Source organism: Aeromonas sp. Y318-3, assembly GCF_027706185.1.
GTDB classification, from domain to species: Bacteria; Pseudomonadota; Gammaproteobacteria; order Enterobacterales; family Aeromonadaceae; genus Aeromonas; species Aeromonas veronii.
Genome location: NZ_JAPDCN010000020.1, coordinates 47,877 through 68,077 on the forward strand (window position 1 = coordinate 47,877; position 20,201 = coordinate 68,077).

Consider the following 20,201-nt stretch of genomic DNA (forward strand, 5'->3'; position numbering starts at 1 on the left):
CTCCCACCATTCGCCTCTGGAGGTTCGATGGCACACATTCTGGTCATAGATGATGAAGCGGCGATCCGTCGCTTTCTGCGGATCAGCCTGATTGCCGAGGGGCATCAGGTGAGTGAGGCGGTGGGGGTCAATGAAGGGCTGGAGCAGTATCGCCACCTCAACCCCGATCTGGTGATCCTCGATCTCGGTCTGCCGGATGGCGATGGCATTCAGGTGTTGCAGGCCATTCGCGAGCACCACCCCAATCCGGTGCTGGTGTTGTCGGCCCGCGATTCGGAGCAGGAGAAGGTGCGGCTGCTGGATGCCGGTGCCAACGACTACATGAGCAAGCCGTTTGGCATCGGCGAGATGATGGCCCGCATTCGCGTGCTGTTGCGCCAGCGGGCTGGTGTCAGCAGCGGCGAGCGGCGCCACTTCCCCCAATGCGGCCTGACGCTGGATGTCAGCAGCCACAAGGTGACCATGAAAGACGAAGAGATCCCCCTCTCCCGCAAGGAGTTCGCCCTGTTGCAGGCGCTGGTGTGCCACCCCGGCAAGCTGGTGATGCAGACCCAGCTGCTCAATGACATCTGGGGGCCGAGCCACAAGGAGGACACCCACTACCTGCGCATCGTCATCGCCAGCCTGCGCAAAAAGCTGGGGGATAACCCCCAGCAACCGACGCTTATCGAGACCGAATCCGGTATTGGCTACCGCTTTATCGGCAACTGACGTTTCACGTGGAACGACGCCCACAGCAAATCAGCGCCGACAGACCACAGCCACTCAGCAACAGGCCGAGATCCTGCAATCCGGCCGCCACCGCCAACCCCAGACTGAGCAGCAGGTAGTAGCCAAGCCCGAACAGGGCGCCAGCACTGCCAGCGACCTCGCGATAGGCCAGCAGCGCCTGACTCAGCACATTGGGGATAGCCAGCCCGAAGGCCACCACCACACCCATCATGGGCAACAGGAACCAGAGGCTGGACTGACTCGCCCAGACCAGCAGCCCGGCGACCAGCGCCAGAGCGCAAGCCAACCTGACCAGAGAGGACGGCTGCCACCCTCTCCCTAACAGATGCTTGTTGAGCAGGCCGCCGAGCAGAGTCGCTAGCGCCAGCAAGATCCCCGAGTAACCAAACTCGCCAGTGCTCAGCCCCAACCCAGCAAACAGGAACGGGGCCAGACTGTAGTAACCAAACAGCATGGTGTTGAACAGGGCAACCAGCATGGCACTGCGCCAGAGCCCACCATCTTTTATCATCCGGCACGCCAGCGGCCAGAGCGCGACTCGCTGGTTGGTGGCCGGGCGGGTTTCCGGCAACTGCCAGCAGGTCACCAGCAGCAAACCTACTGCCAGTACCAGCAGACCGCTGAACACTCCGAGATAGCCGAACCCGCTCGCCAGCTGGCCACCACTGAGCAGCCCCAGCACCGGGCTCAAGGAGAGCGCTATGCCCATCACCGAGAAGACCCGTGCCAGATCGCTGCCCTGATAGCTATCGCGCAGCATGGTCTGTGTCACCACGGATCCTACCGCAGCGCCAAAGGCCGAGATGACCCGGGCCAGCAGCAGGGTTTCAAACTGGTTGGCCAGCAGCGCCAGCAAGGTGCCGACGCCATAGGTGAGCAGACCCGCCAGCATGGCGGGACGCCGTCCGATCAGATCGCATAGCCGCCCCCAGCAGACCACGCCCACCGCAAACGCCAGAAAATAGACCGACAGGGTCTGGGATGCCTGCCCCTCGCTCACCCGAAACTGGCTGGCGATGTGGGTCAGTACCGGGCTGTAGATGGTCTCCACAATTTGGGGAAACATCATCAATCCCACCACCAGCCAGAGCGGTGGCAACTTGTTGTTCATGACAAACCTCCTTCACAAGAGGTCGCCAGTCTAGAGAGATTCAAATTGTCTGATTACAATAAGCAGGACTATAAACATCAAAAATCGGACATATGGCCTTTATTCTTCCCGATCACCCTTTTGACCCCGACCAGCTGACGGGCAGCGTGATCGGCATTGCCTCCGCGCTCGGTTGGCACGACTCGGGTCTGCATCAACATCAACGCCATCAGCTGCTGTTCGCCCAATCCGGCTGCATGACCATGGAGCTGGAAGGTCGGGTCTGCCTGCTGCCACCTACCCGCGCCGCCTGGCTGCCAGCGGGCACCGCCCACCGGGTACTGATGCGCGGCGTGGTGGCCTATCGCTCTCTCTACTTCCAGCCGCACCCCGAGTTGCCCGGCACGGTGGAGGTGCTGGCGGTCAATCCACTGCTGCACGAACTGATCGAGCGGATGGCGCTCTGGCCGTGGGACAAACCGCAAGAGCAGCAACAGCGGACGGTGGCACTGTTTATGGAGGAGTTGGGGCAGGCGCCGCGGGAGTCGTGGCAGTTGCCGCTGCCGACCGATCCCAGACTGGGCGACTGGCTACAGCAGTTGAAACGGGGGGATGCCCTGCCCGATCGGCTCAACCGGCTGGCCGAGCGGGTGGGTGCCAGTGACAAGACCATTGGCCGCATCTTCATGCGGGAGACCGGCATGAGCTATCAGGCGTGGCGTCAGCAGTGGCGGCTGTTGCGCGCCATGGAGCTGCTGGCAGAAAGCGAGCCCATCAGCCGGATTGCCGCTGCGCTGGAGTTCTCCAGCGACAGCGCCTTCATCAGCTTCTTCAAACAACATACGGGACAGACCCCCCTGCGCTACCTCAACTCTCGGGGTGAGTCGCCACAGCCTGACTCGCCTCCACCACCAGGGTATCCAGCGCCAGCGGCTTGAGATTGTGCAACGCATCCTGCACCACGGCATGAGATGCCTGTTGCAACTCGCTCTGCACATCTTGCTCCAGTTGGGCACTCTCCAGCTCGGGCCGCGGGTTTTCGTTGGCCATCACGTTCAGGCTCAGGGCACTCACAATCAGGGTAGCGATCAGGCTTTTCATCTGGTTTGCTCCGGTATGGTTGAGATGACCAGATAGCTATTCCAATAGTTGTGCCAATCCTCACGCAATTCATAACATGATGATTTTGTTTAAATTAACTATATCTCGATACCAAATTGAGTCGCAAAATGCATCCCGCTCGGTCATTTTTAAACCAACAGTTGGTGCTTTTAACCACGCTTGATTTTTGCACCATGTTCCACGTGGAACGTCCCATCTTTTTGATCGACACCCGCTTTTAAACTGAGCTATGGTGCTACATCCCCGTAACTCAAATCTGGATCTGTCACTGAATGGAATTTTCCTTGTTCGGCGAGAAGTTCACTCGCCACGCCGGTATTACCCAACTCATGGATGACCTCAATCAGGGGCTGACCAATCCGGACGCCATCATGCTGGGTGGCGGCAATCCAGCCCCCATCCCCGCCATGCTGGAACGCTTTCAGGCCGAGGCCAAGAGCCTGCTCGACAACGGCGAGCTGGTCAAAGCGATGGCCAACTACGACGGCCCACAGGGCAAAGACAGGTTCACCAAAGCGCTGGCAGCCCTGCTCAGCAAGGAGCTGGGATGGGACATCTCGGCCCGCAATATCGCCCTGACCAACGGCAGTCAGAATGCCTTCTTCTACCTGTTCAACCTGCTGGCCGGTGAATTTGCCGATGGCCGCAAGAAGAAGGTGCTGTTCCCGCTCGCCCCCGAATACATCGGCTATGCCGACTCGGCGCTGGCCGACGACTACTTCGTGGCCTACAAGCCCACCATCGAGAAGCTGCCCGATGGCCAGTTCAAATACCACGTGGATTTCGAGAGTCTGCAGGTAGGTGACGATATCGGGGTGATCTGTGTCTCCCGCCCGACCAACCCGACCGGCAATGTGCTGACCGACGAAGAGATCGAACATCTCGATCAGATCGCCCGCGACAAGGGAATCCCGCTGCTGCTCGACAACGCCTACGGCGTCCCCTTCCCGGGCATCATCTTCAGTGAGGCAAAGCCGTTCTGGAACGCCAATACCATCCTCTGCATGAGCCTCTCCAAGCTCGGCTTGCCGGGCACCCGCTGCGGCATCGTCATCGCCGACGAGAAGATCATTCAGGCCATCACCAACCTGAGCGGCATCATCAATCTGGCGCCGGGCAGTCTGGGGCCCGCCATCACCATCCCGATGATCGAGAGCGGCGATATCATCGCCCTCAGCGAACAGGTGGTGAAACCCTTCTATCAGCAAAAGGCAGAGCTGGCGGTGCAGCTGCTGCGCGAAGCGATCCCCGACCCGCGCTTCCACATTCACAAACCAGAAGGGGCCCTCTTCCTCTGGCTCTGGTTTGAAGGCTTGCCGATCCACTGTCAGGAGCTGTACGAGCGACTGAAGGCGAAAAACCTGCTGATCGTGCCGGGTCACTACTTCTTCCCCGGCATCGATGACCCCGAGTGGCGTCACAGCCAGGAGTGCATTCGCCTCAACTACTCCCAGAGCGAGAAGCTGGTGCGTCGCGGCATCGCTATTCTGGCCGATGAAATCAACGCCCTCTACGCTGGTTAATCCAATCCGGCGATACAAAAACAGAAAGGCCTGCAGATGCAGGCCTTTATTGTTTATCGCGATCCGGTTTGCTTAACCGGGCAACGCCAGTTGCTCGGGCTTACCGATGGGGATGGCGCGGGGCTTGAGCGCCTCCGGCAATTCGCGCGCCAGATCGATGGTCAGCAGACCATGCTCCAGCTTGGCACCCTGCACTTCCACGTGCTGGCTCAGCTTGAAGGCGAGCTCGAAGTCACGCTCGGCAATCCCCTGATGGAGGAACTGACGCTCACCGGCCGCAGCCCCTTTGCGCCCCTTCACCTTGAGGGTACCGTTTTCGGTCTCCAGCTCCAGCTCTTCGCGCTCGAAGCCAGCCACGGCGACCGTGATGCGATAGCCATCCTGATCGCGCTTTTCAATGTTGTACGGGGGGTAAGCGGCGGTCTTCTGCTCGAACAGACCTTCCAGCTCGCGGGCCATCCGCTCGAAGCCGACGGCGTTGGAATAGAGATGAGAAAAATCGAGGTTACGCATAATCCTATCCTTCTAATAAGCAACAGGTTCAACTCTCCACAGGCCCGTTATCGGCACCCGGGAAATTTTAAAATTTCAGTGAATTCGAGCTATCAGCCGTTGATCTCTATCTTGCGCGGCTTCATCGCCTCGGGCACTTCACGCACAAGCTCGATGTGCAGCAAGCCGTTTTTCAGGTCGGCCCCTTTCACCCGCACATAGTCGGCCAGCTGGAAGCGGCGCTCGAAACCACGTTCGGCGATCCCCTGATAGAGATAGTTGCGCCCGGTGTCGGCCTGCTTGTTGCCCTTCACCGTCAGCAGATTTTCCTGAAAGCTCAGCTCCAGCTCTTCCTGGGTAAAGCCCGCCACCGCCATGCTGATGCGGTAATCGTTGTCACCCAGCTGCTCGATGTTGTAAGGGGGATAACCGGCATTGCCATTGCTGGCCGCAGATTCGATGAGATTGGCCAGACGATCGAAACCGATGGCAGAACGATAGAGCGGAGAAAAGTCGATAGAACGCATAGTATTACCCTCTTGTGAGCGATAACGGATTGTTTGCCCTCCTGATGGACGGGCGCCTGGTCGAAACCTCTGTCGAGCGTTCCGGCCTTGTTACCTATATAGGGGCTCACTTTTTCCTTTCAAGGGGATTTTTTTCAAATTTTTAAAATGGCCGTGCCGACCTGTAGAACATCAACCTGTTGGCCCGATAGTGATGATAATCGACCCGTGGGCCACTGATGGCAATGCGCTCCGCACCCCATAATTGGTTGCATATCCACCAGCCAACATGGAGCCATCCCATGAAGATTACCCAGGTTCGCAACGCCACCTTGCTGCTCGACTATGCCGGCACCCGCTTTCTGATCGACCCCATGCTCTCGGCCAAGGGGGCCTTCCCCGGCTTTGAGGGCACCGCCAACAGCCAGCTGCGCAATCCGCTGGTCGAGCTGCCGCTACCGATCGATGAGCTGGTCGATGTGGACGCAGTGATCGTCACCCACGACCATCCCGACCACTGGGATGATGCCGCCAGAGCTCTGATCCCCAAACATCTGCCGCTCTTGGTACAACATCAGAAAGATGCTGATGCCATTCGTGCCAGTGGCTTTGAGGATGTGCGGCTGCTGAGCGACCAGCCCGAGTTTGCCGGCATTCGCCTGCAACAGACCGGTGGCCAGCACGGCAGCGACCCGTTGATGGCGGTACTGGGTGAGCGCATGGGAGAGGTATGCGGCGTGGTCTTCTCCCATCCCGATGAACAGAGCCTCTATCTGGCCGGTGATACCATCTGGCATCCCTCGGTCGAACAAGCCCTGCAACAGCATCAACCCGAGGTCATCATCCTCAACTGCGGCGATGCACAGGTGCCCGGACTCGGTTCCATCATCATGGGCAAGGAGGATGTCGCCGCCGTTTATCAGGCTGCACCGCAAGCCACGCTGATCGCCAGCCATATGGAGGCGGTCAACCACGCCGTGCTGTCACGCCAGGAGCTGCGCAACTATCTGGCGAAACGGGGCATGATGGATCGGGTACGGGTGCCGGAAGATGGCGAGGCGATATCGCTGTGATCCGCAGGGGGGCCATGCCAGACATGGCCCTTCGGCTTTCACTGTCAGACGCTTATGATGAGTGGTCTGCGCACAGAGAGGAGCCAACATAATGCCCACCCCGATCGTTGCCGTGGTGACCTTCGATCACTTCAGCCCTTTTCACTGCGCCGTTCCCTGCCTCATCTTCGGCGATATCCTGCCGGGCCAGCCGCTGTTCGAGCTCAAGATCTGCTGCGGTGATGGCAACCGCCACGCACACTCGGCGCAAGGCTTCACCATTCAGGCGCCCCATGGGCTGGAGGTGCTGGCCGAGGCGGAGATCATCGTTATCCCCTTCTGGCACGACCCGGCAGCACGGCCACCCGCTGCGTTGCTCGATGCCCTGATTGCCGCCAGAGCCAGAGGCGCCCGACTGGTCGGGCTCTGTCTTGGCACCTATGTGCTCGCCTACGCCGGACTACTTAATGGTCGCAAAGCATCGACCCACTGGGAGTATGAGCAGGATTTCTGCCACCGCTTTCCCTGCGTGCAGCTTGATACCAACGCCCTCTATGTGGATGACGATGGGCTGGTCACCTCGGCAGGCACTGCCGCCGGGCTGGACTGCTGCCTCTATCTGGTGCGCCAGTACCACGGCTCAGCCATCGCCAACAAGGTGGCGCGGCGGCTAGTGATCCCGCCCCACCGGGAAGGGGGCCAGGCCCAGTTTATCGAGCAGCCGGTACCCGCCTCCACCCGCGATGTCCGGATGAACCAGTTGCTCGATCACCTGCGTGCTCATCTGGCAGAGCCCCATACCCTGGATTCTTTGGCGGCCCATACCCTGATGAGCCGACGCACCTTTACCCGCCGCTTTCATCAGGCTACCGGCCTCTCGGTGGGTGAATGGCTGCTGGCGGAGCGGCTCAGGCGCAGTCAGGAGCTGCTGGAGGTAAGCGGCCATTCCATCGACCGCATAGCCGAGCTGGTTGGCTTCAAGAGTGCCACCTCCCTGCGCAACCACTTCCGTGCCCGCTTTGCCATCTCCCCCAGCGAGTGGCGACGATCTTTTCGCGGCAACAACGTCTGATGACATCCTCTATACCCGCTCACTCCGCTATGGCAGGCTAACCAGAAATCCCGAGGAGTCATCCCATGTCCCGTTCCGAACGCCTGCTGGCCCTGCTCCAGCTGCTGCGCGGCCACCGTTACGCCATCACTGGCACAGAACTGGCCAGCCAGCTTGGCATCAGCCTGCGCACCCTCTATCGGGATATCGCCACCCTGCAGGCGCAAGGTGCCCATATCGAGGGTGAACCAGGGATCGGCTATGTGCTGCGTCCCGGCTTCATGCTGCCGCCACTGATGTTCAGTGAAGAGGAGCTGGATGCACTGGTGCTTGGTTCGCGTTGGGTAGTCGCCCACGGTGACGGAGCCTTGAGTGCATCGGCCAGCAGTGCGCTGGCCAAGATAGAAGCCGTGCTGCCCGCCGACTATCGCCAGCAGCTCCAGAGCAATGCCCTGCTGATCGGCACCTCCCGCAGCGACAGCCTCACCGATGAAGCCCCCCTGCGCAGTGCCATCCGCCAGCAACGTAAGGTGACCCTGATCTATCGGGATCTCAAGGATGAGGCCTCTGAGCGCACCGTCTGGCCCTTTGCTCTAGGCTACTTCGAACAGGTACGGGTACTGGTGGCCTGGTGCGAACTGCGTCAGGGCTTTCGCCACTTTCGGGTCGATCGCATCACCCGGATGCAGCCACAAGATTGCCGCTATCCAAAAAGCAGAGAGAGCCTGCTGAAGGAGTGGCGCGCCACCCAGCAGATCCCGCAACCCAGATTCATTGCTGACAGAAACTGACAGCAGGTAGCGCCATGCTGACGGGGTCGGCGCCGATGCGCCATCTCATCAGCAAGGAGCATCACCATGTTAGTCCCCCAGTTCACCATCCTCTACGTTGCCAACCCGACCCGCAGCGCGCTCTTCTACCGAGAGCTGTTCGGTCGCCAGCCGGTGGAGGAGTCACCTACCTTTGCCATGTTCGTATTCGAGTCAGGCGCCAGACTGGCGCTCTGGTCCAGTACCACCGTCGAGCCAGCCGTTACCCAAAGTGCTGGCGCCATGGAACTGGCCTTCTCGCTGCCTGATGAAACCAGTGTCGATTCTGGCTTGTCAGAGTGGCAAGCTCGTGGCCTGACCATCCTCCAGCAACCAACCCGGATGGAGTTTGGCTATACCGGCATGGCTGTTGATCCCGATGGCCATCGCCTGCGACTCTACTGCCTGGCACCAGAACTGAGCTGAGTTATAACCATCAACACCAAGCAGTTTCATGTTTCACGTGGAACGTGCCATTTCCCCGCCCCTGAAAATAAAAAAAGCCGCTCACAAGGAGCGGCTTTTTGCTGTCTGACTGTGCCGATTAGACGTCGAGGTTGGCCACGCGCAGGGCGTTGGTCTCGATAAAGTCACGACGGGGCTCAACGGCATCACCCATCAGGGTGGAGAAGAGCTGGTCAGCACCGACAGCATCGTCGATGGTGACGCGCAGCATTCGGCGGGCTTCCGGATCCATGGTGGTTTCCCACAGCTGGTCCGGGTTCATCTCACCCAGCCCTTTATAGCGCTGGATATAGATGCCGCGTTTGCCTTCGCCCATCAGCCACTCGACGGCTTCCACAAAGTTGGCAACCGGTTTGACCTTCTCGCCACGCTTGATGAAACCACCTTCCTCGATCAGGTTGGCGATCTCCTTGCCCAGCGAAACCAACTGACGGTACTCACCGGACTGCAGGAAGTCGTAGCTGAGCGGATATTCGCGGTCAACACCATGCTGACGTACCACGGCGTGCGGCACGTACAGGCTGCGCTCTTCATCACGACGAACCTGGATCTGGTACTGGATACCGTGGTTGCTCTCGTTGAGCACGGCTTCCATCCCCTGACACCAGGCCAGCAGATCGCTCTCGCTGTTCAGCAGCGCTTCGTTCAACTCCGGCTGATAGATCAGCTGGGTCAGCACGGCTTCCGGCGCACGACGAGACATGCGGGTGATCAGGTGAGTCACCGAGCGGTGCTGGTTGACCAGGCGCTCCAGTGCCTCGCCACCGATAGCCGGGGCAGACTCGTTAACGTGCAGGGTGGCACCATCCAGCGCCATGGCGGTCTGGTACTGCAGCAGCGCGTCTTCGTCTTTCAGGTACTGCTCCTGCTTGCCCTTCTTCACCTTGTAGAGCGGCGGCTGGGCGATGTAGACGTAGCCACGTTCGATGATTTCCGGCATCTGACGATAGAAGAAGGTCAGCAGCAGGGTTCGGATGTGCGCACCATCGACGTCCGCATCGGTCATGATGATGATGTTGTGATAACGCAACTTGTCCGGGTTGTACTCGTCACGACCGATACCGCAGCCCAGTGCGGTGATCAGGGTGCCCACCTCTTGCGAGGAGATCATCTTGTCGAAACGGGCCTTCTCCACGTTCAGGATCTTGCCCTTGAGCGGCAGGATGGCCTGGTTCTTACGGTTGCGACCCTGCTTGGCGGAACCGCCAGCAGAGTCCCCTTCCACTATGTAGAGTTCGGAGAGAGCCGGGTCTTTTTCCTGACAGTCAGCCAGCTTGCCGGGCAGACCGGCGATATCCAGCGCGCCTTTGCGGCGGGTCAGTTCGCGAGCCTTGCGGGCCGCTTCACGGGCACGGGCCGCATCGATGATCTTGTTGACCACGATCTTGGCATCGCCCGGGTTTTCCAGCAGGAAGTCGGCCAGCTTCTCACCCATCGCCTGTTCAACGGCGGTCTTCACTTCGGAAGAGACCAGCTTGTCCTTGGTCTGGGAGGAGAACTTGGGATCCGGCACCTTGACGGAGATAACGGCAATCAGACCTTCACGTACGTCGTCGCCACTGGCGGCAGACTTGGCCTTCTTGCTGTAGTCCTCTTTATCCATATAGGAGTTCAGAGTACGGGTCAGCGCGGTACGGAAGCCAACGAGGTGAGTACCACCATCCCGCTGCGGGATGTTGTTGGTGAAGCAGTAGACCCCTTCCTGATAGGCGTCGTTCCACTGCATCGCCACTTCAACGCCGATACCATCCTGCTCGGTGGTGAAATGGAACACCTTCGGGTGGATCGGGGTCTTGTTCTGGTTCAGGTATTCAACGAACGCCTTGATGCCACCCTCGTAGCAGAAATGCGCCTCGCGGCCATCACGCTCGTCTTGCAGACGGATGGAGACACCGGAGTTGAGGAAGGAGAGCTCGCGCAGGCGCTTGGCCAGGATCTCGTAGTGGAACAGGGTATCGCTGAAAATGGCAGGGCTCGGCCAGAAACGAACTTCAGTACCGGTGCCGGTGCTGTCGCCAATCTGCTTGAGCGGCGCTTGCGGCTCACCCAGATGATAGGTCTGTTCGTAGACGTGGCCATTACGACGAATGGTCAGCAACAGCTTGTCAGAGAGCGCGTTAACGACGGAGACACCCACGCCATGCAGGCCGCCGGATACCTTGTAGGAGTTGTCATCAAACTTACCGCCTGCGTGCAGCACGGTCATGATGACCTCTGCGGCGGAGCGGCCCTCCTCCTCGTGCATGTCTACCGGGATACCCCGGCCATTGTCACGCACAGAGACAGAACCGTCGGAATGGATCTTGACCAGAATATCGGAGCAGTAGCCAGCGAGCGCCTCGTCAATGGAGTTATCGACGACCTCGAACACCATGTGGTGCAGACCCGAGCCATCATCCGTATCGCCGATATACATCCCCGGGCGCTTGCGGACCGCATCCAGGCCCTTCAGCACCTTGATATTCGAGGAGTCGTAAGTATTTTCACTCATAGCTTACTCTCTGCCTTCTCTAACGTTTCGGAGATTTTACCCTGTTCCACGTGGAACAACTTGCAGTCATTCGCATCCATCATGTCTGCGAGCTGACCGGTGTCGATGGCGGTGATAAACACCTGGGACGCACACTGCTTCAGCCTTGCGGCCAGCAAGCGGCGCTTGTCGACATCCAGTTCAGAGGCAAAATCGTCAATTAAAAAAATACAGCCACGGCTGCTATGTTGATTCAAATAGAGCCCTTGGGCCAGTCGCATGGCGCAGACCAGCAACTTCAGCTGACCCCGGGACAAAATATCCTGAGCGGGTACCCCGTTCGCCTTGAGGCGCACATCGGCTTTCTGTGGACCGACACCGGTATAGCCCAGCGCCCGATCCCGCTCAAACCCCGCCTCCAGCAGATCGCCGAGGGGAGTATCTTTCTCCCAGCCTCGGTAAAAGCCGAGACTGATATCGAATTCCGGCAGAAAATCCGCCGTCATCTCCTTGATCAGGGGCGTAATGGCCTGACAATAACTGGCGCGAAACTCGGCCAGCTCACCCCCCAGCCGCACCAGCTCCTGATCCCAGAACGCCAGCTGGCGGTACTGGGTGCTCTGGCGCAGCAGCGCATTGCGCTGTTTCAGCAGCCGCCGCACTCGCCCCCACAGGGCAAAGAAGGTCGGCTCCTGATGGAAAACGCCCCAATCGAGCCAGGCGCGGCGAGCCTGAGGCCCGCCCGTCAGCAGGTTGAAACCATCGGGATGGATCAACTGCACCGGCAACAGCTCCGCCAAATCGGCCAGCCGCTGGGCCTGCGCCCCGGCAATCTTGAGCTGGGTCTCGCCACTCTTGTCTTTGGCAAGACCGATCGGAACCTGACGCCCCTCCAGCTCACACTGGGCAAACAGGGTAAAGGCCCTCTCCCCCTGGCGGATTACCCGCCCGGTCAAATGAGTGCGAAAGGAGCGCCCCAGCCCAAGGTAGTGAATGGCTTCCAGCACGCTGGTCTTGCCGCTGCCATTGCACCCGACCAGAATGTTGAGGCCGGGCGACAGCTTGAGACTGGCTTGCTGGATATTGCGAAAGTCGCTGAGCTGGAGTTTGACCAGGGACACGACTAGATCCGCATCGGCATCACCACGTACTGAGCATCCTGATGTTCAAAATCCTCAATAATGGCACTGCTGATGGAATCGCTCAGGCTAATACGAATTTGGTCACATTTTAACGTATTCAGCACGTCGAGCACATAAGAGACGTTAAAGCCGATCTCCATCTCGCCAGCGGCATATTGTACGTCAAGCAGCTCTTCGGCTTCTTCCTGTTCCGGGTTGTTGGCGGTGATGCGCAGCAGGTTTTCCTGCAGATTGAGACGCACCCCACGGAATTTCTCGTTGGAGAGGATGGCGGCGCGGGCAAACGCCTGACGCAGATCCTCACGGCCGGCGATCAGGGCCTTGTCGCTGTTGCGCGGAATGACGCGGCGCCAGTCCGGGAAGCGGCCATCCACCAGCTTGGAGGTGAAGATGAAGCCGTCGAGGGCAGCACGCAGGTTGCTGCGGCCGATCTGCAGCCGCACCGGCTTGTCTTCTGCTTCCAACAGACGCACCAGCTCCAGTACCCCTTTGCGCGGCAGGATAACTTGATGATCGGGCAGCGATTCCCCTACTACCTCGCGGCGGCAGGTGGCCAGACGGTGACCGTCGGTCGCCACGGTGCGCAGACCGTGACCTTCGCTCTCGAACAGCATGCCGTTCAGGTAGTAACGCACGTCCTGGCTGGCCATGGAGAACTGGGTCGCATCGATCAGCTTCTTCAGCTCCAGCTGGCTGATATCGAACTCGAGCACGGATTCCCAATCCTCGATGTTCGGATACTCGGTCGCCGGCAGGGTCGAGAGGTTGAAGCGGGAGCGACCGGACCGGATGATCAGGCGCTCGCCTTCGGTATTGAGACGGATCTCGGCGCCTTCCGGCAGACCACGGCAGATATCCAGCAGCTTGCGCGCCGGTACTGTGGTGCGGCCATCTTCGCTGGCCCCGTTCAGATAGACCTGACCGATCATCTCTACTTCGAGATCGGTGCCGGTCAGTGACAGCAGACCGTTGCTGACATCAAGCAGCACGTTGCCGAGGATCGGCAGGGTCGGTCGGCCGCCGAGGGCGCCGGACACCAGTTGCAGAGGACGTAACAGGGCCTCACGGCTAATTTCGAGCTGCATCTGTGCTCTCCGTTGTGATTAGGAGGAAAAGATTCGGATCAGGTTGGAATATTCGCGCTGCATCTGTCCACTCGATTCCGTTATCAGGAAGAAAGGGTACGGATCAGGTTGGAATAGTCCTCCTTGATGTCGTGACTCTCCTCCTTCAACTGCTCGATCTTGCGGCAGGCATGAAGAACGGTAGTGTGGTCACGGCCACCAAAGGCATCACCTATCTCCGGCAAACTGTGGTTGGTCAGCTCCTTGGCCAGTGCCATCGCCAGCTGGCGTGGACGGGCAACGGAGCGGGAACGACGCTTGGAGAGCAGATCCGCCAGCTTGATCTTGTAGTACTCCGCCACCGTCTTCTGGATATTGTCGATGGTGACCAGCTTCTCCTGCAGTGCCAACAGGTCGCGCAGCGCTTCGCGCACGAAATCGATGTTGATGGCACGGCCGGTGAAGTTGGCGTTGGCGATCACCCGGTTGAGGGCGCCTTCCAGTTCACGGACGTTGGATCGCAGACGTTTGGCGATGAAGAAGGCCACTTCGTCCGGCAGATGGATCTGGTTCTCATCAGCTTTGCGCATCAGGATCGCGACGCGGGTCTCCAGCTCCGGCGGTTCGATCGCCACGGTCAGGCCCCAGCCGAAGCGGGACTTGAGGCGATCCTCGACACCGTTGATCTCCTTCGGATAGCGATCCGAGGTCAGGATGATCTGCTGATTACCTTCCAGCAAGGCATTGAAGGTATGGAAGAACTCCTCCTGGGAGCGCTCCTTGTTGGCGAAGAACTGGATGTCATCGATGAGCAGGGCATCGACGCTGCGGTAGTAACGCTTGAACTCTTCAATGGCGTTGTTTTGCAGCGCTTTCACCATGTCCTGAACAAACCGCTCGGAGTGCATATAGATGACTTTGGCATCTTTTTTACTCTCCTTGATGGCATTGCCAACGGCGTGCAGCAGGTGGGTTTTACCCAGGCCAGTGCCGCCATAGAGGAACAGCGGGTTGTAAGCACCACCCGGATTGTCCGCTACCTGACGGGCAGCCGCACGCGCCAACTGGTTGGACTTACCCTCGACGAAATTCTCGAAGGTATAGTTCACGTTGGTGTTGCTCTTGTGGTTCGGCTCGGGCTTGGCTTCAGCCTTGCTTTCCCAGCTCTTCTGCAAGTTATTCACAGGCGCGGCACCCTGTACCGGCGCTCTGGCGACAGCAACAGGATGGGGACGATTGCCTATATCAAAACGCAGGGCGGGGCCGTCGACCCCGCAGAGTTCGTTGATGATGCCGTTAACCCGGATGAGATACTTGTCTCGTACCCAGTCCAGAACAAAGCGATTCGGTGCATACAGGGTCAGAGTATTGTCACTCAACTCCGCTTGAAGCGGCCGGATCCACATGCTGAATTCTGCCGAGGGCAACTCATCTTGCAGCCGGTTAAGGCACTGCTGCCATAGCGAAGCAGTCACTCTAAACTCCTGTCGATTGATTAACTAAAGACCGGCTATTCTACGTTTTTAGCCGCCGGATCTCCAGCCATCGCCCGGTGGATCCAGCAAATAAGATCCTTGACTTTCAAGGATCCAGCGCCTTTGGATCGGATTTCATCCCCAAAGTTACCCACAGCTTGATCCACCGTCCGGATTGGTCGATCCCGAGCTTCTCTCCTGTTATTTCATATAACCAAATGTCATTTATTTTTTAAATTTTATTCCAATAACATCAGGGCCAAACCAGTTATTACAACTACAAATACAAGACATTGAGAGAGAGAAACACCATGAAAACATCCATCAAACTGATTTCCGGCGCAGCCATCCTGCTCGCCACCCTGTCCGGTCAGGCCATCGCCCAGGAGACCATCAAGGTCGGCATGTCTGGCAAATATTTCCCGTTCACCTTCGTCAAGCAGGACAAGCTACAAGGCTTTGAAGTGGATATGTGGAACCAGATCGGCGAGCGTACCGGCTACAAGGTCGAATTCGTGACCGCCAGCTTCTCCGGCCTGTTCGGCATGCTGGAAACCGGCCGCATAGATACTATCTCCAACCAGATCACCATCACCGACGAGCGCAAGGCGAAGTACGACTTCTCCCAGCCTTACGTCTATGACGGCGCCCAGATTGTGGTACGCAAGGGCAACAGCACCATCCACGGTATCAAGGATCTGGAAGGCAAGAAGGTGGCCGTGAACCTGGGTTCCAACTTCGAAGAGCTGCTGCGCAAGAATGACCCGAACAAGAAGATCGATATCCGCACCTATGACTCCGCCTTCGAGCAGGATGTCGCCCTGGGTCGCATCGACGCCTTCGTGATGGACCGCGTCTCCACCGCCCAGCTGATCAAAGAGTCCAAGCTGCCGCTGCAACAGGCTGGCGCACCGTTCGAGACTATCGAGAACGCCCTGCCCTTCCTGAAGACCCCGGAGAAACAGGCACTGCTGAAGAAGGTCGACGAGGCCCTGACCGCCATGCGCAAGGATGGCTCCCTGCGTCAGATCTCCGAGAAATGGTTCGCTTCCGACATCACCGACAAATAAATGATGGAATTTGACCTCGAATACACGCTGGGGCTGTTTCCCATCCTGCTCAAATATCTGGGCACCACGATGGAAATGGCCCTGTGGGGATTCGTGCTGGCACTCGTACTCTCGCTGGCCCTGGCGATAGTACGGGTGTTTCGCGTCCCCGCGATTCACTGGCTGGCGATGCTCTATATCTCGTTCTTTCGGGGTACACCGCTACTCGTTCAGCTGTTCCTGCTCTACTACGGACTGCCGCAACTGTTCCCGATATTCGTGGGGATGGATGCCTTTACCGCCGCCATCGTCGGTCTGACCCTGCACTTCGCCGCCTATATGGCCGAGTCGATCCGCGCAGCCATCCTCGGCATTCACAAAAGCCAGATGGAAGCAGCGCTCAGTATCGGCATGAGCCGTTATCAGGCGATGCAGCGGATCATCCTGCCGCAGGCGGCACGCATCGCCACCCCGTCGCTGATGAACTACTTCATCGATATGATCAAGAGCACCTCGCTGGCCTTCACCCTGGGGGTGGCCGAGATCATGGGCAAGGCGCAGATGGAAGCCTCCTCCTCCTTCAAGTTCTTCGAGAGCTTTATGGCGGTAGCGCTGATCTACTGGGTGGTGGTGATCTTCTTTACCCGCTTGCAGCATCTGCTGGAAGTCCGTCTCAACCGTGCCTATTAAAGGAGGGCGTTCATGATCAAGCTAACCGGCCTCTCCAAGGCATATCACGGCAATCAGGTACTCAACGGCATCGATTTGGAGGTCAAAAAGGGGGAAATTGTCGTCATCATCGGCCCCTCTGGCACCGGCAAGTCAACCCTGTTGCGCTGCCTGAACCTGCTGGAGACCCCGGATGCGGGCACCCTTGCCATCGACGATCTTGAGCTGAATCTGGCCAAGGCCAGCGAACAGCAGGCGATCGAGCTGCGCAAGCGGGCCTCCTTCGTGTTCCAGAATTATGCCCTGTTTGCCAACAAGACGGCGCTCGACAACATCGCCGAAGGGCTGATCACCGTCTGGAAGCAGCCAAAAGCGGAGGCCCGTGCCACAGCACTCGGCATCCTCAAGGACATTGGCCTCGCCGACAAGCAGGATGCCTATCCGGCCTCCCTCTCCGGCGGCCAGCAGCAACGGGTCGGCATTGGCCGCGCCATGGCGGCCCACTCCAAGGTGATCCTGTTTGACGAGCCCACCTCGGCCCTCGATCCCGAGTGGGTCGACGAGGTTTTGGGACTGATGAAAGAGTTGGCCCGCCAGCACCAGACCATGGTGGTGGTGACTCATGAGATTGAATTTGCTCGTGATGTTGCCGATCGGGTGATCTTCATGGAAGGAGGGCGGATCGTCGAGCAAGGCCCGCCGGATCAGATATTGGTCGATCCCAAGGATCCCCGTACCCGGGAGTTCTTGCGGAAAGTCCTTAAATAGCTCTCTCTTTGGCGGCCTGGCCGCCTTTTTTATTGAGGGATCCCTTGTTTAACCCCGGGTTGCCAGTATAATCCGGAGCCCTTGATCCTCTGGATCCTCACGCTCGGCAGTGGCCTTTTCAAGGCCATGGCAGGATGAGAGGGAACGGCGGATTGACTAAAAGCCGAACTCTGTTTAGAATTCGGCCTCTTTTGCTAGTCGTCACACGCTATAGCTGGCGCGTCGGCTAAGTGTGACAATCAAAACTGTACAGAAATACGGAATCGAATCATGAAACGTACTTTTCAACCGTCCAACCTGAAGCGCAAGCGCTCTCACGGTTTCCGCGCCCGCATGGCAACTGCCAACGGTCGTAAAGTTCTGGCCGCTCGTCGTGCCAAGGGTCGTGCCCGCCTGGTAGTCTAATGCCTACCCAGCACACCTTCTCTCGGGAGTTACGTCTGTTAACTCCCGAACACTTCAAACGCGTTTTCGCCGAGCCTGTCCGGGCTGCTTCCCCGCAAATTACGCTTCTCGCCTGCCCCAATTCACTCGAACACTCTCGTCTTGGTCTCGCTGTGCCCAAAAAAGCACTCAAGCGTGCCGTCTGGCGTAACCGTGTCAAACGGGTGGTCCGGGAAAGTTTCCGCCTCAAACAACATCAGCTGCCCGCTATCGACATCGTGGTGATCGCCAAAGCCGGTGTGAAAGAGATGGATAACGAGGAACTGTTCAAGTTACTGGAAAAGCTATGGCGCACTCTGTCACGCCGTTGCAATGGGTAGCTATCAAACTGATACGCCTGTATCAGCTAATCATTAGCCCTCTGCTCGGGCCGCGCTGCCGTTTTACTCCAACTTGTTCCCAATTTGCGATAGAAGCCATCCGACTTCACGGTTTCATAAAAGGCGTTTGGTTAGCTAGCAAACGTCTATTAAAATGCCATCCCTTATCCGAGGGTGGTTATGACCCGGTTCCGCAACCAAAGCGAAGAAACTGAAGACTATGGAATCACAACGCAATCTACTCCTGATCGGTTTGCTGTTCGTGAGCTTTCTGCTCTGGCAACAGTGGGAGTCCGACAAGGCTCCGAAGCCGGCCCCGACTACCGTGGCCCAAACCGAACATTTCGTACCTGAAGCCGGTCAGACCGGTGATATTCCTCAGGTTTCCGAGCAAGCCAACGCGACTGCCGCACGCAAGCTGATCACCGTCTCCTCTGACGTGCTCAAGCTGACCCTGGATACCCAGGGTGGTGACGTCGTGTCTGCCGAACTGCTGTCTCACAAACTGGAAGAGGGCAAGGACCAACCGTTCGTGCTGCTGACCAGCAAGCCTGAGCACCTCTATATCGCCCAGAGCGGTCTGGTGGGTCGCAACGGTCCGGACAGTCAGGCCGAAGGTCGTCCTACCTATGAAGCCGCCCAGACCAGCTATCAGCTGGCCGATGGTCAGGATCAAGTCGTCGTTCCGATGACCTGGACCGACAGCAAGGGCGTGGTCTTCACCAAGGAGTTCATCCTCAAGCGTGGCGACTATGCCGTTGGCGTTGATTACAAGATCGACAACAAATCTGCCGAGCCGGTTCAGGTGCAGTTCTATGGTCAGCTGAAGCAGACCGTAGCCACACCGAAGGATCAGGAAGGTCATGCCATGGTAGCCAGCGCTTACCGTGGTGGTGCCTTCTCCACTGAAGATACCCGCTACAAGAAGTACACCTTCGACGAGATGAAGGATGCCGACCTGAACAAGACCACCAAGGGTGGTTGGGTCGCCATGCTGCAACACTACTTCGTCTCTGCCTGGGCACCAAATGCCGACGATACCAACAGCTTCTACAGCCGTGTGATCCCTGGTAAAGGCCAGGCCATCATCGGTTACAAGGCGCCGCTGGTTGACGTGGCTGCCGGCCAACAGGCTGAAGTAACCAGCAAGCTGTGGGTCGGTCCCAAGCTGCAAGACCAGATGGCCAAGGTGGCTAACCACCTCGACCTGACCGTCGACTACGGCTGGCTGTGGTTCATCGCCCAACCGCTGCACTGGCTGCTGACCGTGTTCCACGGTTTCGTCCAGAACTGGGGTCTGGCCATCATCATGCTGACCCTGCTGGTGCGCGGCATCATGTTCCCGCTGACCAAGGCCCAGTACACCTCCATGGCCAAGATGCGCATGCTGCAACCCAAGATTGCGGCCCTGCGCGAGCGCTTCGGCGATGACCGCCAGAAGATGTCTCAGGGCATGATGGAGCTGTACAAGAAGGAGAAGGTCAACCCGCTGGGTGGCTGCCTGCCGATCCTGGTTCAGATGCCGATCTTCATCGCCCTTTACTGGGCACTGATGGAGTCCGTCGAACTGCGTCACGCGCCGTTTGCCCTGTGGATCACTGACCTGTCAGTGAAGGACCCCTTCTTCGTGCTGCCAATCCTCATGGGTGCCTCCATGTGGTATCTGCAGAAGATGAGCCCGACCACCGTAACCGACCCGATGCAGCAGAAAGTGATGCAGTTCATGCCGATCATCTTCACTTTCATGTTCCTCTGGTTCCCGGCTGGCCTGACTCTCTACTGGCTGGTGAGCAACGTCATCTCCATCATCCAGCAGACCATCATCTATCGTCAGCTGGAGAAGAAAGGACTGCATTCACGCAGCTAATCTTCCCGTGATGACAAAAGAGGCGGCCTTCGGGCCGCCTTTTTTATTACAATGTCCCCACTACGTTTTCCTATCAGCGAACAAACGAGCC

Annotated in this window: 22 protein-coding genes; 14 read left to right on the top strand and 8 right to left on the bottom strand. The window is 58.4% G+C overall.

Annotated elements, in window-relative coordinates:
* The first annotated feature begins 27 nt into the window (after positions 1 to 27).
* The gene (locus OKB77_RS20945; protein WP_005357169.1) at positions 28 to 711 is read left to right on the top strand and encodes a response regulator; all 684 of its coding nucleotides are present in this window, start codon (positions 28 to 30) and stop codon (positions 709 to 711) included.
* A 4-nt stretch (positions 712 to 715) separates the two neighbouring features.
* On the opposite strand, the gene OKB77_RS20950 is transcribed toward OKB77_RS20945, so the two are convergent.
* A complete protein-coding gene (locus OKB77_RS20950; RefSeq protein ID WP_199428002.1) occupies positions 716 to 1,843 on the bottom strand; it encodes a multidrug effflux MFS transporter in 1,128 nt (375 codons plus the stop codon).
* Positions 1,844 to 1,935: 92 nt separating this feature from the next.
* Here OKB77_RS20950 and OKB77_RS20955 point away from each other — a divergent pair, with 92 nt between their 5' ends.
* The gene (locus OKB77_RS20955; RefSeq protein WP_199428001.1) at positions 1,936 to 2,760 is read left to right on the top strand and encodes an AraC family transcriptional regulator; all 825 of its coding nucleotides are present in this window, start codon (positions 1,936 to 1,938) and stop codon (positions 2,758 to 2,760) included.
* On the opposite strand, the gene OKB77_RS20960 is transcribed toward OKB77_RS20955, so the two are convergent.
* Complete coding sequence (locus OKB77_RS20960; protein WP_005342304.1) at positions 2,690 to 2,923, bottom strand: hypothetical protein; 234 nt, start codon at positions 2,921 to 2,923, stop codon at positions 2,690 to 2,692. The genes OKB77_RS20955 and OKB77_RS20960 overlap by 71 nt on opposite strands.
* Before the next feature lie 293 nt (positions 2,924 to 3,216).
* Here OKB77_RS20960 and OKB77_RS20965 point away from each other — a divergent pair, with 293 nt between their 5' ends.
* Positions 3,217 to 4,467 carry a valine--pyruvate transaminase gene (locus OKB77_RS20965; protein WP_150390021.1) on the top strand — a complete coding sequence of 417 codons (1,251 nt, stop codon included), beginning with the start codon at positions 3,217 to 3,219 and terminating at the stop codon, positions 4,465 to 4,467.
* A 72-nt stretch (positions 4,468 to 4,539) separates the two neighbouring features.
* Here OKB77_RS20965 and OKB77_RS20970 read toward each other — a convergent pair whose 3' ends face one another.
* Both OKB77_RS20970 and OKB77_RS20975 read right to left on the bottom strand, forming a co-directional pair.
* Complete coding sequence (locus OKB77_RS20970) at positions 4,540 to 4,980, bottom strand: Hsp20 family protein (protein ID WP_005339297.1); 441 nt, start codon at positions 4,978 to 4,980, stop codon at positions 4,540 to 4,542.
* Between the two features lie 92 nt (positions 4,981 to 5,072).
* Complete coding sequence (locus OKB77_RS20975) at positions 5,073 to 5,486, bottom strand: Hsp20 family protein (RefSeq protein ID WP_005339298.1); 414 nt, start codon at positions 5,484 to 5,486, stop codon at positions 5,073 to 5,075.
* A gap of 281 nt (positions 5,487 to 5,767) precedes the next feature.
* Here OKB77_RS20975 and OKB77_RS20980 point away from each other — a divergent pair, with 281 nt between their 5' ends.
* The 4 genes from OKB77_RS20980 to OKB77_RS20995 all read left to right on the top strand — a co-directional run bounded on the left by OKB77_RS20980 (position 5,768) and on the right by OKB77_RS20995 (position 8,803).
* On the top strand, positions 5,768 to 6,538 hold the full coding sequence (locus tag OKB77_RS20980; RefSeq protein WP_150390022.1) for an MBL fold metallo-hydrolase: 771 nt from the start codon (positions 5,768 to 5,770) through the stop codon (positions 6,536 to 6,538).
* Between the two features lie 91 nt (positions 6,539 to 6,629).
* Positions 6,630 to 7,589, top strand: a complete 960-nt coding sequence (locus tag OKB77_RS20985) for a helix-turn-helix domain-containing protein (RefSeq protein WP_265776384.1) — start codon at positions 6,630 to 6,632, stop codon at positions 7,587 to 7,589.
* 65 nt (positions 7,590 to 7,654) lie between these two features.
* Positions 7,655 to 8,359, top strand: coding sequence for a helix-turn-helix transcriptional regulator (locus tag OKB77_RS20990; protein ID WP_265776385.1), 705 nt, complete (start codon positions 7,655 to 7,657; stop codon positions 8,357 to 8,359).
* A 66-nt stretch (positions 8,360 to 8,425) separates the two neighbouring features.
* Positions 8,426 to 8,803 (top strand): VOC family protein, encoded by a 378-nt coding sequence (locus OKB77_RS20995; RefSeq protein ID WP_257687323.1) that lies wholly within the window; start codon positions 8,426 to 8,428, stop codon positions 8,801 to 8,803.
* 118 nt (positions 8,804 to 8,921) lie between these two features.
* Here OKB77_RS20995 and gyrB read toward each other — a convergent pair whose 3' ends face one another.
* The 4 genes from gyrB to dnaA form a co-directional block, all read right to left on the bottom strand.
* Positions 8,922 to 11,333: a DNA topoisomerase (ATP-hydrolyzing) subunit B gene (gene gyrB / locus OKB77_RS21000; RefSeq protein WP_005357188.1), complete on the bottom strand. Its 2,412-nt coding sequence runs from the start codon at positions 11,331 to 11,333 to the stop codon at positions 8,922 to 8,924.
* On the bottom strand, positions 11,330 to 12,433 hold the full coding sequence (gene recF, locus OKB77_RS21005; RefSeq protein WP_005339305.1) for a DNA replication/repair protein RecF: 1,104 nt from the start codon (positions 12,431 to 12,433) through the stop codon (positions 11,330 to 11,332). The genes gyrB and recF overlap by 4 nt, the downstream gene beginning before the upstream one ends.
* A 2-nt stretch (positions 12,434 to 12,435) precedes the next feature.
* A complete protein-coding gene (dnaN, locus tag OKB77_RS21010; RefSeq protein ID WP_005339306.1) occupies positions 12,436 to 13,539 on the bottom strand; it encodes a DNA polymerase III subunit beta in 1,104 nt (367 codons plus the stop codon).
* An 83-nt stretch (positions 13,540 to 13,622) separates the two neighbouring features.
* Positions 13,623 to 14,993, bottom strand: a complete 1,371-nt coding sequence (gene dnaA, locus OKB77_RS21015) for a chromosomal replication initiator protein DnaA (protein WP_005339307.1) — start codon at positions 14,991 to 14,993, stop codon at positions 13,623 to 13,625.
* A 311-nt stretch (positions 14,994 to 15,304) separates the two neighbouring features.
* Between dnaA and OKB77_RS21020 the strand changes: the two genes are divergently transcribed.
* The 7 genes from OKB77_RS21020 to yidC all read left to right on the top strand — a co-directional run bounded on the left by OKB77_RS21020 (position 15,305) and on the right by yidC (position 20,110).
* Positions 15,305 to 16,063, top strand: a complete 759-nt coding sequence (locus OKB77_RS21020; RefSeq protein ID WP_005339308.1) for an amino acid ABC transporter substrate-binding protein — start codon at positions 15,305 to 15,307, stop codon at positions 16,061 to 16,063.
* Positions 16,064 to 16,732, top strand: a complete 669-nt coding sequence (locus tag OKB77_RS21025; protein ID WP_019445518.1) for an amino acid ABC transporter permease — start codon at positions 16,064 to 16,066, stop codon at positions 16,730 to 16,732.
* Positions 16,733 to 16,744: 12 nt separating this feature from the next.
* Positions 16,745 to 17,479 (top strand): amino acid ABC transporter ATP-binding protein, encoded by a 735-nt coding sequence (locus tag OKB77_RS21030; protein WP_005339311.1) that lies wholly within the window; start codon positions 16,745 to 16,747, stop codon positions 17,477 to 17,479.
* Between the two features lie 270 nt (positions 17,480 to 17,749).
* Entirely contained in the window at positions 17,750 to 17,884 is a 135-nt protein-coding gene (gene rpmH / locus OKB77_RS21035) for a 50S ribosomal protein L34 (RefSeq protein ID WP_005307156.1), read from the top strand.
* Positions 17,884 to 18,243, top strand: coding sequence for a ribonuclease P protein component (gene rnpA, locus OKB77_RS21040; RefSeq protein ID WP_005339313.1), 360 nt, complete (start codon positions 17,884 to 17,886; stop codon positions 18,241 to 18,243). The genes rpmH and rnpA overlap by 1 nt, the downstream gene beginning before the upstream one ends.
* Positions 18,210 to 18,458 carry a membrane protein insertion efficiency factor YidD gene (yidD, locus tag OKB77_RS21045; RefSeq protein WP_010672280.1) on the top strand — a complete coding sequence of 83 codons (249 nt, stop codon included), beginning with the start codon at positions 18,210 to 18,212 and terminating at the stop codon, positions 18,456 to 18,458. The genes rnpA and yidD overlap by 34 nt, the downstream gene beginning before the upstream one ends.
* Positions 18,459 to 18,463: 5 nt before the next feature.
* Entirely contained in the window at positions 18,464 to 20,110 is a 1,647-nt protein-coding gene (yidC, locus tag OKB77_RS21050; RefSeq protein WP_005355794.1) for a membrane protein insertase YidC, read from the top strand.
* Positions 20,111 to 20,201 lie beyond the last annotated feature (91 nt).

Coding starts and splice junctions, on each gene's coding strand:
- OKB77_RS20945 (WP_005357169.1), top strand. CDS start 28: ATGGCACACATTCTGGTCATAGATGATGAAGCGGCGATCCGTCGCTTT.
- OKB77_RS20950 (WP_199428002.1), bottom strand. CDS start 1,843: ATGAACAACAAGTTGCCACCGCTCTGGCTGGTGGTGGGATTGATGATG.
- OKB77_RS20955 (WP_199428001.1), top strand. CDS start 1,936: ATGGCCTTTATTCTTCCCGATCACCCTTTTGACCCCGACCAGCTGACG.
- OKB77_RS20960 (WP_005342304.1), bottom strand. CDS start 2,923: ATGAAAAGCCTGATCGCTACCCTGATTGTGAGTGCCCTGAGCCTGAAC.
- OKB77_RS20965 (WP_150390021.1), top strand. CDS start 3,217: ATGGAATTTTCCTTGTTCGGCGAGAAGTTCACTCGCCACGCCGGTATT.
- OKB77_RS20970 (WP_005339297.1), bottom strand. CDS start 4,980: ATGCGTAACCTCGATTTTTCTCATCTCTATTCCAACGCCGTCGGCTTC.
- OKB77_RS20975 (WP_005339298.1), bottom strand. CDS start 5,486: ATGCGTTCTATCGACTTTTCTCCGCTCTATCGTTCTGCCATCGGTTTC.
- OKB77_RS20980 (WP_150390022.1), top strand. CDS start 5,768: ATGAAGATTACCCAGGTTCGCAACGCCACCTTGCTGCTCGACTATGCC.
- OKB77_RS20985 (WP_265776384.1), top strand. CDS start 6,630: ATGCCCACCCCGATCGTTGCCGTGGTGACCTTCGATCACTTCAGCCCT.
- OKB77_RS20990 (WP_265776385.1), top strand. CDS start 7,655: ATGTCCCGTTCCGAACGCCTGCTGGCCCTGCTCCAGCTGCTGCGCGGC.
- OKB77_RS20995 (WP_257687323.1), top strand. CDS start 8,426: ATGTTAGTCCCCCAGTTCACCATCCTCTACGTTGCCAACCCGACCCGC.
- gyrB (WP_005357188.1), bottom strand. CDS start 11,333: ATGAGTGAAAATACTTACGACTCCTCGAATATCAAGGTGCTGAAGGGC.
- dnaN (WP_005339306.1), bottom strand. CDS start 13,539: ATGCAGCTCGAAATTAGCCGTGAGGCCCTGTTACGTCCTCTGCAACTG.
- OKB77_RS21020 (WP_005339308.1), top strand. CDS start 15,305: ATGAAAACATCCATCAAACTGATTTCCGGCGCAGCCATCCTGCTCGCC.
- OKB77_RS21025 (WP_019445518.1), top strand. CDS start 16,064: ATGATGGAATTTGACCTCGAATACACGCTGGGGCTGTTTCCCATCCTG.
- OKB77_RS21030 (WP_005339311.1), top strand. CDS start 16,745: ATGATCAAGCTAACCGGCCTCTCCAAGGCATATCACGGCAATCAGGTA.
- rpmH (WP_005307156.1), top strand. CDS start 17,750: ATGAAACGTACTTTTCAACCGTCCAACCTGAAGCGCAAGCGCTCTCAC.
- rnpA (WP_005339313.1), top strand. CDS start 17,884: ATGCCTACCCAGCACACCTTCTCTCGGGAGTTACGTCTGTTAACTCCC.
- yidD (WP_010672280.1), top strand. CDS start 18,210: ATGGCGCACTCTGTCACGCCGTTGCAATGGGTAGCTATCAAACTGATA.
- yidC (WP_005355794.1), top strand. CDS start 18,464: ATGGAATCACAACGCAATCTACTCCTGATCGGTTTGCTGTTCGTGAGC.